Origin of the sequence: Yersinia sp. J1 (genome assembly GCF_050586585.1) — a bacterium.
Classification (GTDB): domain Bacteria; phylum Pseudomonadota; class Gammaproteobacteria; order Enterobacterales; family Enterobacteriaceae; genus Yersinia; species Yersinia entomophaga.
In genome coordinates this window covers 79,802-95,264 of sequence record NZ_JBOBDP010000008.1, presented here as the reverse complement: position 1 = coordinate 95,264, position 15,463 = coordinate 79,802, and the positions used below count along the sequence as shown (strand labels likewise).

The following is a 15,463-nucleotide window of genomic DNA, read 5'->3' as shown; positions in this document are numbered from 1 at the left end:
GCAAGAAAGACGCTATGGTAACAAATGGACGGCTGGATAGGGTGGCTGGGTAAGTATTAGAATGGCGCATATAGCTTTACTTTCTTTACGGTCAATCGGCAAGGTGTTAGATTGATCACGTTTCCAGCAATAATTCGTTAAATATTCTTCTAAACTAAAGGCGAATCGGGAACACGGGTTTTTTTCTAGGCACTGGAACAATCAGGCGAGACGTCTTGTACCTCTACATCGAGACACTGAAACAGCGACTGGATGCGATCAACCAATTACGAGTCGATCGCGCCTTGGCGGCCATGGGGCCAGCCTTCCAAAAGGTCTACAGTCTGCTGCCAACCTTATTACATTATCATCACCCACTGATGCCAGGTTACCTTGATGGTAACGTTCCCCACGGCGTCTGTTTCTTCACGCCTACGGAAACCCAACAACAGTATATTACTGAAGTTGAAAGCAAATGGGGTGAACCGCTGCAATTAGCGCGGGAAGGCGAACTGCCGATCACCGGCGTTTACACCATGGGCAGTACCTCTTCTATTGGGCAAAGCAGCACTTCGGATCTGGACATTTGGGTGTGCCACCAAGCCTGGCTGGATAACGAAGAACGCAATCAGCTACAACAAAAATGCAGCCAATTGGAGAAATGGGCGGCCTCTATGGGCGTCGAAGTCAGCTTTTTCCTGATCGACGAAAACCGTTTCCGCCACAATGCCAGCGGCAGTTTGGGCGGTGAAGACTGCGGTTCTACGCAACATATTCTGTTATTAGACGAGTTCTACCGCAGCGCAGTGCGCCTGGCGGGGAAACGTATTCTGTGGAATATGGTGCCGATAGAAGAAGAAGGCCATTACGACGATTACGTGCTTTCTTTATATGCCCAAGGTGCGCTGACGCCAAATGAATGGCTGGATCTCGGTGGCTTGAGTACCCTATCGGCTGAAGAGTATTTCGGAGCCAGCCTGTGGCAGCTCTATAAGAGTATTGATTCACCCTACAAAGCCGTCTTGAAAACGCTGCTGTTGGAAGCGTATTCGTGGGAATACCCGAATTCTCAGCTGCTGGCGATGGAAATCAAGCAGCGTCTGCATAAAGGCGAGATTGTGTCATTCGGTCTGGATGGCTACTGCATGATGCTGGATCGCGTCACGCGTTATCTGACGCAAATCGAAGATACTACTCGTCTGGATTTAGTCCGCCGCTGTTTCTATCTGAAAGTTTGCGAAAAACTGTCTAAAACGCCGGCCAGCAGCGGTTGGCGTCGGGAGATACTGAGCCAACTGGTTAGTGAGTGGGGCTGGAGCGAAGAGCGTCTGGAAATGCTGGACAATCGCGCCAACTGGAAAATTGAGCGGGTGCGTGAAGCGCATAACGAGCTGTTGGATGCGATGATGCAGAGTTATCGCAATCTGATCCGTTTCGCGCGTCGTAATAATCTGAGCGTTAGTGCCAGTCCGCAGGATATCGGGGTATTGACCCGTAAACTCTATGCGGCCTTTGAGGCGCTACCGGGTAAAGTTACTTTAGTTAACCCACAAATCTCGCCGGATCTGTCCGAAGAACATTTGACCTTTATTCACGTACCGGCAGGACGCGCTAACCGGCCCGGTTGGTATTTGTATAATCAGGCTCCGTCTATGGATGCCATAGTGAGCCATCAGCCGCTGGAATATAACCGCTATCTGAACAAACTGGTGGCTTGGGCTTATTTCAACGGCTTACTGACGTCAAAAACGCATTTACATATTAAAAGCGCCAATTTGTGCGATACGGTAAAATTGCAAGAACTGGTGACGGATGTTTCTCACCATTTCCCATTGCGTTTGCCTGCGCCGACGCCGAAAGCGCTGTACAGCCCGTGCGAAATCCGCCATCTGGCGATCATCGTCAATCTGGAAAACGATCCGACGGCCGCTTTCCGCAACCAGATTGTGCATTTTGATTTCCGAAAACTGGACGTATTCAGTTTCGGTGAGCAACAGCAGTGTCTGGTGGGCAGTATCGATTTACTGTATCGCAACTCGTGGAACGAAGTGCGAACCCTGCATTTCAGCGGCGAACAGGCGGTATTGGAGGCATTGAAAACCATTTTAGGCAAAATGCATCAGGACGCCGCGCCGCCGGAATCCGTTGATGTATTCTGCTACAGCCAGCATTTACGCGGGCTGATTCGCACCCGCATTCAACAATTGGTATCCGAATGCATCGAGCTGCGCCTTTCCAGCACTCGTCAAGAACCGGGTCGCTTTAAAGCGGTTCGAGTCGCCGGGCAGACCTGGGGGCTGTTCTTCGAGCGTCTTAGTGTATCGGTGCAGAAACTGGAAAATGCGGTGGAATTCTACGGTGCCATTTCCAATAACAAGCTGCATGGTCTGTCGATTCAGGTAGAAACCGATCAGATTCATTTACCGCCGGTTGTCGACGGATTCGCTAGTGAAGGAATTATTCAGTTCTTCTTTGAAGGCACTAGCGATGGGAAAGGCTTCAATATCTACATTCTCGACGAGAGCAATAGAGTTGAGGTTTACCATCATTGCGAAGGCAGTAAAGAAGAGTTGGTGCGCGATGTCAGCCGCTTCTACTCATCGTCTCACGATCGTTTCACCTATGGCTCCAGCTTTATTAACTTTAACCTGCCGCAGTTCTATCAGATTGTGCAGTTAGACGGGCGCACTCAGGTGATTCCGTTCCGCAGCACTACGCTTTCTCATCTGTGTCATAACGCGACGGAAAAAGAGTCTTCCACGCCGCCGCAACAGTTTCAGCTGCACTAGTTATCGTTAAACGTCATTGGTAAACCGGAAATCAGGACACGCTGTTTTGTGTCCTTTTACCGATTCTTACTGGCCGGCGCTGGAATAAAGGTTAGTCGAAGCTAACCTCTTCACCGGCTTGAGCCGTGGCGGCTTCAGAAAGCAGCGTATAGAAAGTTTTCCCGCTGCGGTCGCAGTGCCATTCATTTTCCCGATAGTTAAAATGGTAACCACCGGTTTTGGTTGCCAGCCAAACCTGATGAAAGGGTTCCTGGCGGTTAATCACAATTTTGCTGCCGTTCTCGAAAGTCAGGGTCAAAACGCCCCCGTTAGTTTCACAGTCTATATCGCTGTCGCCATCAAAATTATCCACTGCATTTTCAATGTTTGACATCAATTGATCGGCTAACTGGTGGAACTCGCTGTCGTTCATATTCAATTCCTATTGCTTTTCATGATCCACCTGCGATTATAGAGACCTTGGACGCATGAATTACAGGCATTAATGCAATGAAAAGAGAACTACGCTGGCCGCTGGTCGCCATGATGTTGGTGGGGCTATCCGGATGTGGCTTAAAAGGGCCACTTTATTTCCCTCCTGCGGAAAATTCAAAGACAGAAACTGTACCGCCAGATTCAGGCAAAGTGCAGAAAAACCAAGAAGATAATGTTGGCTCGCAGCAGACTCAGTCTATCGGCGGCTTACAGTAACCCAGATTCTCCCCGCAGTTTGACGTTGGCCTCCTGCTGTTGGAGGCCAGATGCTTACTGCGATAAATCGCTTTATCGCGTCCGGATTTAGCCAGTAGTCAGTGGAGCATGATATGCAGTTCTCCAAAATGCACGGTCTTGGCAACGACTTTATGGTTGTCGATGCCGTCACACAGAATGTTTATTTTTCGCCGGAGCTTATCCGACGACTGGCTGACCGGCACACTGGCGTGGGCTTTGATCAGATGCTGGTGGTTGAACCGCCTTACGATCCTGAGCTGGATTTCCACTATCGCATTTTTAATGCGGATGGCAGCGAAGTCTCTCAATGTGGTAACGGTGCCCGCTGTTTCGCTCGTTTCGTGCGGATTAAGGGGCTGACCAACAAGCGTGATATTCGCGTCAGTACGCAAACTGGGCGTATGGTGCTTAGCGTGACGGAGGATGAGCTGGTGTGCGTCAATATGGGTGAACCTAATTTTGAGCCGCAGGCGATTCCGTTTAAAGCGATAAAAGCTGAAAAAACCTACATTTTGCGCGCGGCAGAGCACACGGTGCTGTGCGGGGTGGTTTCGATGGGAAATCCCCATTGTGTACTGCAAGTGGACGATGTTTCGGTTGCCAACGTTGAGTTGCTGGGTCCAGTATTGGAAAATCATGAGCGTTTTCCTGAGCGCGCCAACATTGGCTTTATGCAGGTTGTCAGTCGGGAACACATTCGTTTACGGGTCTACGAACGCGGCGCAGGAGAAACACAAGCCTGCGGCAGCGGAGCCTGTGCGGCTGTGGCAGTCGGTATTCAGCAGGCATTGCTGAGTGAAGAGGTTCACGTCGAGCTACCGGGTGGCAGCCTGGATATCAGCTGGAAAGGACCGGGTCACCCGTTGTATATGACCGGGCCTGCGACCCACGTCTACGACGGTTTTATTCATTTATGATGGGTGTTGAAGAATGAAGAATTATGAGGAACAGGCGCTGGCTGGCATTGAGTTAGACGACGACGCTGTCATGCAGTATTTATTGCAAAATCCCGACTTCTTTATCCGTAATGCCCGTTTGGTTGAACAGATGCAAATTCCCCATCCGGTCAGAGGCAGCGTGTCTCTGGTCGAGTGGCAACTGGCTCGTCAACGTAATCAGATTCATCAACTGGAAGAAGAAATTACCCTGTTGATGGAGCAGGCCGGTCTGAATGAGCTGCTGTTTAACCGTCTGTTACAGTTACAAACTAATCTGACCTCCGCCGAAAGCCTGCAAGATATGCTGAATCGCCTACAGCGCTGGGCGCGGGATTTTGGATTGGCAGGAGCCAATGTGCGCCTGTTTAACGACCGCTGGCATATTGGCGCGCCTTCCGATTTCACTCATCTGGGTTTAGCACGCCACGCTTTTGAACCGATGCGCATTCAGCGTTTGGGGGATGAGCGTCATTACCTCGGCAGCCTAAATGGGCCAGAGCTTTTGTTGCTGTTGCCTCAGGCTAAACAGGTCGGCTCGGTTGCGATGTCCCTGATGGGCGCGAATGGCGATTTGGGCGTGGTTATCTTTAGTAGCCGTGATACACAACATTATCAGCAGGGTATGGGTACGGTGATGCTGCATCAGTTAGCGCTGATGTTGCCTACCTTGTTGGAGCGCTGGATCGAACGAGTATGAGTGAAATCCCCGCTACGCTCTCTCCGTCCGTTGAAGCCTTTTTGCGTTATCTGAAGGTTGAACGGCAACTGAGTCCCTTAACCATAACCAGTTATTCTCGACAGCTACAGGCGGTGATGGAACTGGCGGGTCAAATGGGGCTGAGCCAGTGGGAGAGTTTGGATGCGGCGCAGGTACGTTCGCTGGTTTCCCGCAGCAAGCGTGCTGGATTACAGTCTTCTAGCCTGGCGCTGCGCCTGTCGGCATTACGCAGTTTTCTCGATTGGTTGGTCAGCCAGGGCGTGTTACACGCCAATCCGGCCAAAGGCGTCAGTACGCCGAGGACGGGGCGCCATCTGCCAAAAAATATTGATGTGGATGAAGTCAGTCGACTGTTGGACATCGATCTTAACGATCCTTTGGCGGTGCGGGATCGGGCGATGCTGGAAGTCATGTACGGCGCGGGTTTACGTTTAGCCGAACTGGTGGGAATGGATTGCAAACATGTGGATTTGGCCAGTGGCGAAATCTGGGTGATGGGCAAGGGCAGCAAAGAACGTAAAGTACCGATGGGCGCTACGGCGGTGACTTGGTTACAGCATTGGCTAGCGCTACGGGAGTTGTTTGAACCCGCCGATGACGCCATTTTCCTCGCCAATACCGGTAAGCGTATTTCTGCGCGCAATGTGCAAAAACGCTTTGCCGAATGGGGTATAAAACAAGGCGTTAGCAGCCATATTCATCCCCATAAACTGCGCCACTCTTTCGCCACTCATATGCTGGAATCCAGCGGCGATCTGCGTGCGGTGCAGGAATTACTCGGCCACGCCAATCTAACGACCACACAAATTTATACCCATCTCGACTTTCAACATTTGGCAACGGTGTATGATGCCGCCCATCCGCGAGCCAAACGAGGCAAATCCTGATGCATTTTTACCGACCATTACAGCCGATTGCGGCTATAACCTTCGATTTGGACGATACTCTGTACGACAACCGCCCGGTGATTTCCCGTACCGAACAGGAATCGGTGGCGTTTCTGCAACAGTATCATCCGAATTTACGCCAGCTTGAGGTGGCGGATTTTCATCGTTTTCGCATTGAACTGCTGGCCAGCGATCCGGATATTTATCACGATGTTACCCAGTGGCGTTGGCAGGCGTTGGAGTTAGGTCTTATTCGCCACGGCCTGACCAAAGATGAAGCCCGTAAAGGTGCTGACGCGGCGATGGAGAATTTCGCCCTGTGGCGTAGCCGTATTCATGTGCCTGCGGCGACTCACGATACGCTGGAGACCTTGTCAGAACGCTTCCCGCTGGTGGCTATCACAAACGGTAACGCCGATCCTGCCGCCTGCGGTTTAAGCCGCTATTTCCAGTTTGTGCTGCGCTCTGGCCCCAATGGCCGTGCCAAACCTTATCGTGATATGTACCAAAAGGCGGCCAATAAGCTGGATTTGCCGCTGGAAAGCATTTTGCACGTGGGTGACGATCTCACCACCGACGTCGCTGGTTCCTTGCGTTGCGGCATGCAGGCCTGCTGGATTAACGATCGGCAGAAAAATATCATGGCGGTCAATGATGCCCGTTTACTGCCACATATTGAGATTTCGCAGTTGGCATCTCTCACAGCATTGTTATAATCCTATCAATTACTCTGTATAAATTCCCAGTGGAATGCTGATGGTCGTCCGGTCAAACCGGGCGACAGCGCGGTTTTCCCTTACCCGATAAACGGTGCCTATGGACGTTTCTGATCTGCTCGACAGCCTGAATGAAAAACAACGTGAAGCCGTGGCCGCGCCGCGCTGCAACCTGTTGGTACTGGCCGGTGCGGGCAGTGGTAAAACCCGGGTGCTGGTGCATCGAATTGCCTGGCTGCTCTCCGTTGAGAATGCTTCACCCTATTCCATTATTGCCGTGACCTTTACCAATAAAGCGGCGGCGGAGATGCGTCACCGTATCGAACATTTGATTGGTACCAGCCAGGGCGGTATGTGGATTGGGACTTTCCACGGGTTGGCGCACCGTTTATTGCGGGCACACCATTTGGACGCCAATCTGCCGCAGGACTTTCAGATCCTCGACAGCGACGATCAGCATCGGCTACTGAAACGCATTGTTAAGGCATTGAATTTAGACGAAAAACAGTGGCCGCCGCGTCAGGCAATGTGGTACATCAACGGTAAGAAAGACGAAGGTTTACGGCCGCAGCACGTAGAAAGCTACGGTAATCCGGTAGAAGCCACCTGGCTGCGTATTTATCAGGCCTATCAGGAAGCCTGTGATCGCGCCGGTCTGGTCGATTTTGCCGAGTTATTACTGCGTGCTCATGAACTGTGGCTGAATAAACCGCATATTCTGAATCATTATCGTGAACGTTTTACCAATATTCTGGTGGATGAGTTTCAGGACACCAACAGCATCCAATATGCATGGATTCGCCTGCTGGCGGGCGATCGTTCCAACGTAATGATCGTCGGCGATGACGATCAATCGATATACGGCTGGCGTGGTGCGCAGGTTGAGAATATTCAACGCTTCCTGAAGGATTTCCCCGGCGCGGAAACCATCCGTCTGGAGCAGAATTACCGTTCTACCAGTAATATTCTGAAAGCGGCGAATACCCTGATTGCCAACAATGATGGCCGAATGGGGAAAAACCTGTGGACCGACGGCGTGGAAGGCGATCCGATTTCGATCTATTGCGCTTTCAACGAATTAGACGAAGCGCGCTTTGTGGTGAACCGGATTAAAGCCTGGCAAGACAACGGCGGTGCGTTAAACGACTGCGCTATTTTGTACCGTAGCAACGCCCAATCTCGCGTATTGGAAGAGGCTTTACTGCAAACGGCGATGCCGTACCGCATTTATGGTGGTCAGCGCTTCTTCGAACGTCAGGAAATCAAAGACTCATTGGCTTATCTGCGCTTAATTTCCAATCGTAACGATGACGCGGCCTTTGAGCGAGTGGTCAATACGCCAACCCGTGGTATCGGCGATCGTACTCTAGATGTAGTGCGCCAGACTGCGCGGGATCGCCAGCTTACGCTGTGGCAATCTACTCGAGCGTTATTGCAGGAAAAAGTGCTGGCGGGGCGCGCTGCCTCTGCTTTACAGCGTTTTGTGGAACTGGTGGATTCACTGGCTCACGAAACAGCAGATATGCCGCTGCACGTGCAAACCGACCGCGTGATTCGCGATTCCGGCCTGTGGACCCTGTATGAGCAGGAAAAAGGCGAAAAAGGTCAGGCTCGTATCGAAAACCTTGAGGAACTGGTCAACGCCACGCGTCAGTACAGTTATCAGGACGAGGATGAAGATCTGATGCCGTTGCAGGCGTTCTTGTCCCACGCCGCGCTGGAAGCTGGGGAAGGGCAGGCGGACGCCTATCAGGATGCGGTACAGTTAATGACGCTACATTCAGCTAAAGGGTTGGAATTCCCGCAGGTATTCATAGTAGGTATGGAAGAGGGCATGTTCCCGAGCCAAATGTCGCTGGATGAAGGTGGACGCTTAGAAGAAGAGCGGCGGCTGGCCTACGTAGGCTTAACCCGTGCGATGCAAAAACTGACCTTATGCTATGCGGAAAGCCGCAGACTGTACGGTAAAGAAGTCAATCATCGCCCATCCCGCTTTATCGGTGAGCTGCCGCAGGAGTGTATCGAAGAAGTCAGACTACGCGCCAGCGTTTCTCGTCCGGTAAATCATCGCCGTATGGGGACGCCAATGAATGAAAACGACAGCGGTTTCACTCTGGGTCAGCGAGTTCGTCATCCTAAATTCGGTGAAGGTACGGTGGTGAATCTGGAAGGCAGCGGCGAGCACAGCCGCCTGCAAATTGCTTTTCCAGGCGAAGGGATTAAATGGCTGGTTGCAGCCTATGCGAGACTGGAAGCGGTATAAGCCATCATTCGCCGTTGCAGCATAAAAAAACCGGAGCTAATGATAACTCCGGTTTTTTTCATCATTTTTAAATCAAATAGTTAAGCGGAATAACGCTCGCCGACCGTAGTCGTTTGATACCATGCCAGCATATTGGCGACTTCTGGTTCACTCTCTGCCGGTGACCAAGGCGCGAAATCTTCCGCGTTGACTGGCTGATAGGGGCCGAGTTTCACCTCAAAAATCACTGCATTTTCTTCCATCGACAGCACCGCGTGCCAAGTATTGGCAGGAATCTCCAGAATGGTCGCTTCTTTTCCCAGTACTACCCGCTCTGTCACTTCGCCATTATCGTTGAATAACAGCACCACAAAATGTCCGGAAAGGGCAGTTAGTACTTCCCAGGTATGTGGATGACGATGTGGGCGCACGTAGGTTAGTGGCTCCATGGCTATTGCCAGACGCTGGACGGAATCGCTCAGTTCCGGGTGAAAATTATGATGAGTGCGCAAACGGCTGAGTTGTCTAGCCTGTTCGCTCATTTGTGCCAGCATAGGTCGAGTGATTTGTTTCATTTACCGTTATTCCAGTTGAGGCGTAGCGCCCAATGTAGCCGAAGCGGAAGGCAGATATAAGCCAGAGTGATTAGCCTAAGTCTGCCGTTTATCATCTGTTTACGCTGACAACAATATTTGCCAGGAAATAGGATGAATTTCAGGCTGCGACTAACTGCGGCGTAGCGGTTGACAGCCTTTTTCTTCTCAGCGTAACATGCGCGCACTATTCTTAATGAGGACATTCGCCTTGGACACACCCAGTAGATGCTGGCTCAATAACCTGTTCATATGGTGCAACTTCTAAGGCTATCCTCTTTTGCTGATAGCCTTCGTGGTTGTCAGCGACCTCGTTTGACCGTCGCTGTGAGTCAGATCTCCTTATGGTCTGAAACTTGCTGATGTAACGACATCCCCTTGTTTCTGTGCTTCAATGCGTAATCTCTATCCATTCCCCAAGGGAGTTATGGCACATGCTGAGCGCATTTAAATTAGAGAACAATCGCTTATCCCGTCTGGAGCTGGATGAATCCGAAGATCTGACTACCTCGCTGTGGGTGGATCTGGTGGAGCCAGAAGAAGGTGAGCGTGAGCGTGTTCAATGTGAGTTAGGGCAGAGTTTGGCGACCCGGCCAGAACTGGATGATATCGAGGCTTCCGCTCGTTTCTTTGAAGACGAAGACGGTTTGCACATTCACTCATTCTTCTATTTTGAAGACGCCGAAGATCACGCTGGTAACTCCACCGTCGCATTTACCATTCGGGATGGCCGCCTGTATACCCTGCGTGAGCGCGAGTTACCCGCTTTCCGCCTGTATCGGATGCGCGCCCGCAACCAGACGTTGGTCGACGGCAACGCCTATGAGCTGCTGCTGGACTTGTTTGAAACCAAAATCGAGCAGTTGGCTGACGAAATAGAGAATATTTACAGCGATCTGGAAGCGCTTAGCCGCGTGATTATGGAAGGGCATCAGGGAGATGAGTACGATGCCGCGCTGTCCACGTTGGCGGAGCAGGAAGATATCGGCTGGAAGGTGCGTTTGTGTCTGATGGATACTCAGCGCGCCCTGAATTTCCTGGTGCGTAAAGCGCGTTTGCCTACTGGTCAGCTAGAGCAGGCGCGGGAAGTGCTGCGAGATATCGAATCCCTGCTGCCGCACAACGAATCCCTGTTCCAAAAGGTTAACTTCCTGATGCAGGCGGCGATGGGCTTTATCAACATCGAACAAAACCGGATTATCAAAATCTTCTCGGTGGTCTCCGTGGTCTTCCTGCCGCCGACGCTGGTGGCTTCGAGCTACGGTATGAACTTTGAATTTATGCCGGAACTGCGTTGGTCATTCGGCTATCCGGGGGCTATTGGTCTGATGATCGTCGCCGGTTTAGCCCCTTATCTGTACTTCAAACGTAAAAACTGGCTGTAAGGCCCAAACTGTGTGAGCGCCCGATGAGGCTACATCGGGCGTCGCAGCCTATTTGCGTAACTTACGTTGGGTATAGAGCGCATCCAGCGTGAATATTAGCAGCGCCGCCCAGATAAACCCGAAGGTCACCATCTTGTCGTTACTGATGGTTTCACCGTAGAAAGTGACGGCTAGGACAAACATCAGCGTTGGGCCGAGGTATTGGAAAAAGCCCAGCGTAGAGAGGCGCAACCGGCCGGCAGCGGCGGTAAACAGCAGCAACGGAATGGTGGTAATCACACCGGCAGCGGCCAGCAGCAGATTGAGCGACCAGGCGTTAGCGCTCAAATGACTGGTTGGGCTATCGGCAAAGAAGAATAAATATACTGCGGCAATAGGTAACAGCCACAGCGTTTCTACCAGCATGCCGGTCTGCGCGTCTATGCCCATTTTCTTACGTAATAAGCCGTAAAGCGCGAAGCTTATCGCCAGCCCCAGCCCAATCACCGGTAACGAGCCAAACTGCCACAGTTGAATAAGCACGCCGCCAAACGCCAGCGCGACCGCGACCCATTGCATCCGTCGAAAACGCTCGCCTAGAAATAGCATACCGAACAATACGTTAACCAAGGGGTTAATGAAGTAGCCCAGGCTGGCTTCCAGCATGTGGTGGTTGTTGACCGCCCAAATAAACAGCAGCCAGTTGCTGGCAATCAGCAGTGCAGTGAACGCCAGTAATAACAGGCGTTTTTTATTCCGACAGGCTTGGCGTACCTGTGGCCAATTGCGACTCAGCGTGAGCAGAATCAGCATAAAAAAGAATGACCAGATAATCCTATGGGTCAGAATTTCATCTGCCGGAACCTGCTGGATTAATTTGAAATAGGCCGGGGCAAGACCCCAAATAAAATAGGCCGCCAGAGCAAAGAAAATGCCCTGACGCGTTTGTTGCTTATCCATGGAATAGCTCTGAACAAAAAAGGGATACGGTGAGTGTACTTAACTTGTTGCAGCTAAGCATCATTGGCGTTTACTCACTGAAAAAAGACAATTACCCGACTAAATAAGTCGCAGTGGCGCTGGCGATATGAACCGCATCCTGATTATGTAATTCAACGCGAGCGACAGCGACTTTATTACCGCTGCGCAGAATGCTGCTGCTGGCGGTGAAATGCTCGCCGCGGCCGGGGCGCAAATAATCCACGCGCAAATCGATGGTGCCCATTTTAGATAGCTGTTGCTGTAACTGCTCTTTAATCAAGGGTTCGTAACGTGTCAGGCTGTTACCAACGCAGACCAGACCGGCGGCGACGTCCAGTACGGAAGCAATAACACCGCCATGCAGGATGCGCTGAGCGATATTTCCGACTAATCTATCCTGATGACTAAAGGCTAACTCTGCATAATCTTGTTCAAAGCGGCGTAATTCCAGACCTAGCTCACGATTAAACGGCATGTGGTAGACAAAAACTTCGCCAATCAAGCGGCGCGCTTCTTCAAGGGTTAATATGGTTCCAGACATGTGGCTTGATTCTCACTTTCGTAGCCGATAATAATACGGCGGCTGTTAACTAAATGTTTATTTTATGCCCATAACTTGTTGCGCGCTAGTGACGGATTCATAAAAATAAACAACGCTAAGCCAGACTGCCATTTGTGTGTAGAATGAGCTGCTTTTCATTAAAATTACGAATAATCTATGAGGCGATGAGAGTAATGATGGGACACTTTTGGCGAATATTGATGGTATTGTTATTTGTGCCGGTTTTAGCACAGGCTGAGGAAGCCAAGGTAGAAAAGATTCATGATGCGCCTGCGATTCGTGGAAGTATTATTGCCGCCATGCTGCAAGACCACGATAATCCTTTCCTGCTATATCCGTACGAAACCAATTACCTGCTTTATACCTACTCCAGCAATATCAATAAAGAAGCCATTAGTTCCTATGATTGGGCCGAAAATGCCCGTAAAGATGAGATTAAATTCCAACTGAGCTTAGGGTTCCCTATCTGGCGTGGCATTGCCGGGGAAAACTCTCTGTTGGGCGCATCCTACACTCAGCGTTCGTGGTGGCAGGCTTCGAACAGCGGGGAATCTTCGCCATTCCGCGAAACTAACTATGAGCCGCAGGTATTCCTGGCCTGGGCAACGGATTATGACTTTGCGGGCTGGACTTTCCGCGAAATAGAAGTGGGTTTGAACCACCAATCTAACGGTAAAGCAGACCCAACTTCTCGTAGCTGGGATCGCGCCTATGCGCGCGTGATGGCGCAGCGCGGAGATTGGGAGATAGATCTGAAACCTTGGTATCGCTTCTCGGAAAATGATGCAAAAGATGATAATCCAGATATCACTAAATATTTGGGTTACTACCGCCTGAAAGTCGGTTATGCCTGGGGCGATAGTGTATTTAGCATGGAAGGGCGCTATAACTGGAATTCCGGCTACGGCGCGGCTGAAATGGGCTGGAGTTACCCCATCACCAAGCATGTTCGCTTCTACACACAGGTGTTCAGCGGCTACGGTGAGTCAATGATTGACTATAACTTTAGGCAAACCCGTGTCGGTGTGGGTATCATGTTGAACGACGTCATGTAACGCCGTTTGGCGTGAGTGCAGAATCACATACAGGCCGGTTAACCGGCCTGTTCAGATCCAAGAGTTGGGGAAACGAGTGTCTACCGCGGCAGTGATAAATAAGGAACAGCTGGCAGCGCAGGTCTTGCGAGAGACTTTCGGCTACCAACAATTCCGACCAGGGCAACAAGAAATCATCAATGCAACGCTCGCCGGGCAGGACTGTCTGGTGGTGATGCCGACGGGCGGCGGAAAATCCTTGTGTTATCAGATCCCGGCGCTGGTGATGGATGGCTTGACGCTGGTGGTTTCTCCGCTGATTTCACTGATGAAAGATCAGGTTGACCAACTTCAGGCCTACGGCGTCGCCGCGGGTTGTCTCAATTCATCACAAACTCGCGAGCAGCAACTGGCCGTGATGGAAGGTTGCCGCAGTGGTCAGATTAAACTGCTGTATATCGCTCCCGAGCGCTTAGTGATGGAAAACTTCCTCGAACAGCTTGAGCATTGGCGTCCGGCGCTGCTGGCGGTTGATGAGGCTCACTGTATTTCCCAATGGGGACACGATTTCCGCCCGGAATATCGCGCTCTGGGTCAGCTCAAACGTCGTTTTCCCGCGTTGCCAGTTATTGCTCTCACCGCCACGGCGGATGAAGCCACGCGCGGCGATATTGTTCGGTTGCTGGATCTTAATCAGCCGCTGATTCAGGTCAGCAGTTTCGATCGGCCCAATATTCGCTATACCTTGGTTGAGAAGTTCAAGCCGCTGGATCAGCTCTGGCGCTTTGTGCAGGATCAACGTGGTAAAAGCGGCATTATTTACTGCAATAGTCGGGCTAAAGTTGAAGATACCACTGCGCGTCTACAAAGCCGCGGCCTGAGCGTGGCCGCGTATCACGCCGGTCTGGATAACGAACGACGGGCCCAGGTTCAGGAAGCGTTTCAGCGCGATGATTTACAGGTGGTGGTTGCCACCGTGGCTTTTGGGATGGGTATCAACAAGCCAAACGTCCGTTTTGTGGTGCATTTTGATATTCCGCGGACTATCGAATCTTATTATCAGGAAACGGGGCGCGCCGGGCGTGATGGCCTGCCTGCGGAAGCGATTTTACTTTATGATCCGGCGGATATGGCGTGGTTGCGCCGCTGTCTGGAAGAAAAGCCTGCCGGTGCTCAGCAGGACGTCGAACGTCATAAACTGAATGCCATGGGGGCTTTTGCCGAAGCGCAAACCTGCCGCCGTTTGGTATTGCTAAATTATTTTGGCGAAGGGAAACAACAGGCCTGCGGCAACTGTGATATCTGCCTTGACCCGCCGAAACGTTATGACGCGCTGGGTGACGCTCAAAAAGCCTTATCCTGCGTGTATCGCGTTGGGCAACGCTTTGGTTTGGGCTATATCGTGGAAGTGCTGCGTGGAGCGAATAATCAGCGTATTCGCGAAATGGGGCACGATAAACTTTCGGTGTACGGCATTGGCCGGGATCAAACCCATGAGCATTGGGTGAGCGTTCTGCGCCAGTTAATCCATTTAGGCTTACTCAGCCAGAATATCGCGCAGTTTTCCGCCCTGCAATTAACCGAGGCCGCCAGACCTATTTTGCGTGCCGAAATTCCGCTGCAACTGGCGGTGCCGCGCATTCAAAGCCTGAAACCGCGCAGCAGCGCTAATCAGAAGTCCTACGGTGGCAATTACGATCGCAAACTGTTTGCCAAATTGCGCAAACTGCGTAAGTCCATTGCTGACGAAGAAAACATTCCGCCTTATGTCGTCTTTAACGATGCGACGCTGCTGGAAATGGCGGAGCAGATGCCGATTAAGGCCAGCGAATTGCTCAGCGTCAACGGCGTAGGGCAGCGTAAACTGGAACGTTTCGGCGCGCCATTTATGGCGATGATTCGCGATCATGTGGATAACGATGAATAGCGCCTGCCAGCGTTGAATATAA

The 15,463-nt window shown here is 51.4% G+C and carries 15 protein-coding genes; 10 read left to right on the top strand and 5 right to left on the bottom strand.

Going from position 1 to position 15,463, the window contains the following annotated elements:
- Positions 1 to 12: 12 nt before the first annotated feature.
- Positions 13 to 201: a hypothetical protein gene (locus ACQ4OC_RS13000; RefSeq protein WP_071889783.1), complete on the bottom strand. Its 189-nt coding sequence runs from the start codon at positions 199 to 201 to the stop codon at positions 13 to 15.
- A gap of 14 nt (positions 202 to 215) precedes the next feature.
- On the opposite strand from ACQ4OC_RS13000, the gene ACQ4OC_RS12995 reads away from it, so the two are divergent.
- A complete protein-coding gene (locus tag ACQ4OC_RS12995) occupies positions 216 to 2,768 on the top strand; it encodes a class I adenylate cyclase (protein WP_064514421.1) in 2,553 nt (850 codons plus the stop codon).
- A gap of 91 nt (positions 2,769 to 2,859) precedes the next feature.
- Here ACQ4OC_RS12995 and cyaY read toward each other — a convergent pair whose 3' ends face one another.
- Positions 2,860 to 3,180 (bottom strand): iron donor protein CyaY, encoded by a 321-nt coding sequence (gene cyaY / locus ACQ4OC_RS12990; RefSeq protein WP_064514419.1) that lies wholly within the window; start codon positions 3,178 to 3,180, stop codon positions 2,860 to 2,862.
- A gap of 77 nt (positions 3,181 to 3,257) precedes the next feature.
- Between cyaY and lptM the strand changes: the two genes are divergently transcribed.
- The 6 genes from lptM to uvrD all read left to right on the top strand — a co-directional run bounded on the left by lptM (position 3,258) and on the right by uvrD (position 9,001).
- A complete protein-coding gene (gene lptM, locus ACQ4OC_RS12985; protein ID WP_064514417.1) occupies positions 3,258 to 3,458 on the top strand; it encodes an LPS translocon maturation chaperone LptM in 201 nt (66 codons plus the stop codon).
- Between the two features lie 113 nt (positions 3,459 to 3,571).
- Entirely contained in the window at positions 3,572 to 4,396 is an 825-nt protein-coding gene (gene dapF, locus ACQ4OC_RS12980; protein ID WP_049600810.1) for a diaminopimelate epimerase, read from the top strand.
- 13 nt (positions 4,397 to 4,409) lie between these two features.
- Complete coding sequence (locus tag ACQ4OC_RS12975; RefSeq protein WP_064514415.1) at positions 4,410 to 5,114, top strand: DUF484 domain-containing protein; 705 nt, start codon at positions 4,410 to 4,412, stop codon at positions 5,112 to 5,114.
- Positions 5,111 to 6,022, top strand: coding sequence for a tyrosine recombinase XerC (xerC, locus tag ACQ4OC_RS12970; RefSeq protein WP_064514413.1), 912 nt, complete (start codon positions 5,111 to 5,113; stop codon positions 6,020 to 6,022). The genes ACQ4OC_RS12975 and xerC overlap by 4 nt, the downstream gene beginning before the upstream one ends.
- A complete protein-coding gene (gene yigB / locus ACQ4OC_RS12965; protein WP_064514411.1) occupies positions 6,022 to 6,738 on the top strand; it encodes a 5-amino-6-(5-phospho-D-ribitylamino)uracil phosphatase YigB in 717 nt (238 codons plus the stop codon). Before xerC ends, yigB begins: the two co-directional genes overlap by 1 nt.
- Positions 6,739 to 6,838: 100 nt before the next feature.
- Entirely contained in the window at positions 6,839 to 9,001 is a 2,163-nt protein-coding gene (uvrD, locus tag ACQ4OC_RS12960) for a DNA helicase II (protein WP_064514410.1), read from the top strand.
- Between the two features lie 80 nt (positions 9,002 to 9,081).
- On the opposite strand, the gene ACQ4OC_RS12955 is transcribed toward uvrD, so the two are convergent.
- Positions 9,082 to 9,555 (bottom strand): WbuC family cupin fold metalloprotein, encoded by a 474-nt coding sequence (locus ACQ4OC_RS12955; RefSeq protein ID WP_064514408.1) that lies wholly within the window; start codon positions 9,553 to 9,555, stop codon positions 9,082 to 9,084.
- 452 nt (positions 9,556 to 10,007) lie between these two features.
- Between ACQ4OC_RS12955 and corA the strand changes: the two genes are divergently transcribed.
- The gene (gene corA / locus ACQ4OC_RS12950) at positions 10,008 to 10,958 is read left to right on the top strand and encodes a magnesium/cobalt transporter CorA (protein WP_064514406.1); all 951 of its coding nucleotides are present in this window, start codon (positions 10,008 to 10,010) and stop codon (positions 10,956 to 10,958) included.
- 48 nt (positions 10,959 to 11,006) lie between these two features.
- Here corA and rarD read toward each other — a convergent pair whose 3' ends face one another.
- Both rarD and ACQ4OC_RS12940 read right to left on the bottom strand, forming a co-directional pair.
- On the bottom strand, positions 11,007 to 11,897 hold the full coding sequence (gene rarD / locus ACQ4OC_RS12945) for an EamA family transporter RarD (protein WP_120806469.1): 891 nt from the start codon (positions 11,895 to 11,897) through the stop codon (positions 11,007 to 11,009).
- A 91-nt stretch (positions 11,898 to 11,988) separates the two neighbouring features.
- The gene (locus tag ACQ4OC_RS12940; RefSeq protein WP_064514403.1) at positions 11,989 to 12,459 is read right to left on the bottom strand and encodes a thioesterase family protein; all 471 of its coding nucleotides are present in this window, start codon (positions 12,457 to 12,459) and stop codon (positions 11,989 to 11,991) included.
- 197 nt (positions 12,460 to 12,656) lie between these two features.
- On the opposite strand from ACQ4OC_RS12940, the gene pldA reads away from it, so the two are divergent.
- Both pldA and recQ read left to right on the top strand, forming a co-directional pair.
- On the top strand, positions 12,657 to 13,535 hold the full coding sequence (gene pldA / locus ACQ4OC_RS12935; RefSeq protein ID WP_071889780.1) for a phospholipase A: 879 nt from the start codon (positions 12,657 to 12,659) through the stop codon (positions 13,533 to 13,535).
- 76 nt (positions 13,536 to 13,611) lie between these two features.
- On the top strand, positions 13,612 to 15,441 hold the full coding sequence (gene recQ / locus ACQ4OC_RS12930; protein WP_064514399.1) for an ATP-dependent DNA helicase RecQ: 1,830 nt from the start codon (positions 13,612 to 13,614) through the stop codon (positions 15,439 to 15,441).
- The last annotated feature ends 22 nt before the right edge of the window (positions 15,442 to 15,463 follow it).

What these genes read in the sequence shown, in the direction of transcription:
- pldA (WP_071889780.1), top strand. Translation starts at nt 12,657, where the DNA reads ATGGGACACTTTTGGCGAATATTGATGGTATTGTTATTTGTGCCGGTT.
- uvrD (WP_064514410.1), top strand. Translation starts at nt 6,839, where the DNA reads ATGGACGTTTCTGATCTGCTCGACAGCCTGAATGAAAAACAACGTGAA.
- rarD (WP_120806469.1), bottom strand. Translation starts at nt 11,897, where the DNA reads ATGGATAAGCAACAAACGCGTCAGGGCATTTTCTTTGCTCTGGCGGCC.
- lptM (WP_064514417.1), top strand. Translation starts at nt 3,258, where the DNA reads ATGAAAAGAGAACTACGCTGGCCGCTGGTCGCCATGATGTTGGTGGGG.
- ACQ4OC_RS12955 (WP_064514408.1), bottom strand. Translation starts at nt 9,555, where the DNA reads ATGAAACAAATCACTCGACCTATGCTGGCACAAATGAGCGAACAGGCT.
- corA (WP_064514406.1), top strand. Translation starts at nt 10,008, where the DNA reads ATGCTGAGCGCATTTAAATTAGAGAACAATCGCTTATCCCGTCTGGAG.
- ACQ4OC_RS12975 (WP_064514415.1), top strand. Translation starts at nt 4,410, where the DNA reads ATGAAGAATTATGAGGAACAGGCGCTGGCTGGCATTGAGTTAGACGAC.
- cyaY (WP_064514419.1), bottom strand. Translation starts at nt 3,180, where the DNA reads ATGAACGACAGCGAGTTCCACCAGTTAGCCGATCAATTGATGTCAAAC.
- ACQ4OC_RS12940 (WP_064514403.1), bottom strand. Translation starts at nt 12,459, where the DNA reads ATGTCTGGAACCATATTAACCCTTGAAGAAGCGCGCCGCTTGATTGGC.
- yigB (WP_064514411.1), top strand. Translation starts at nt 6,022, where the DNA reads ATGCATTTTTACCGACCATTACAGCCGATTGCGGCTATAACCTTCGAT.
- xerC (WP_064514413.1), top strand. Translation starts at nt 5,111, where the DNA reads ATGAGTGAAATCCCCGCTACGCTCTCTCCGTCCGTTGAAGCCTTTTTG.
- dapF (WP_049600810.1), top strand. Translation starts at nt 3,572, where the DNA reads ATGCAGTTCTCCAAAATGCACGGTCTTGGCAACGACTTTATGGTTGTC.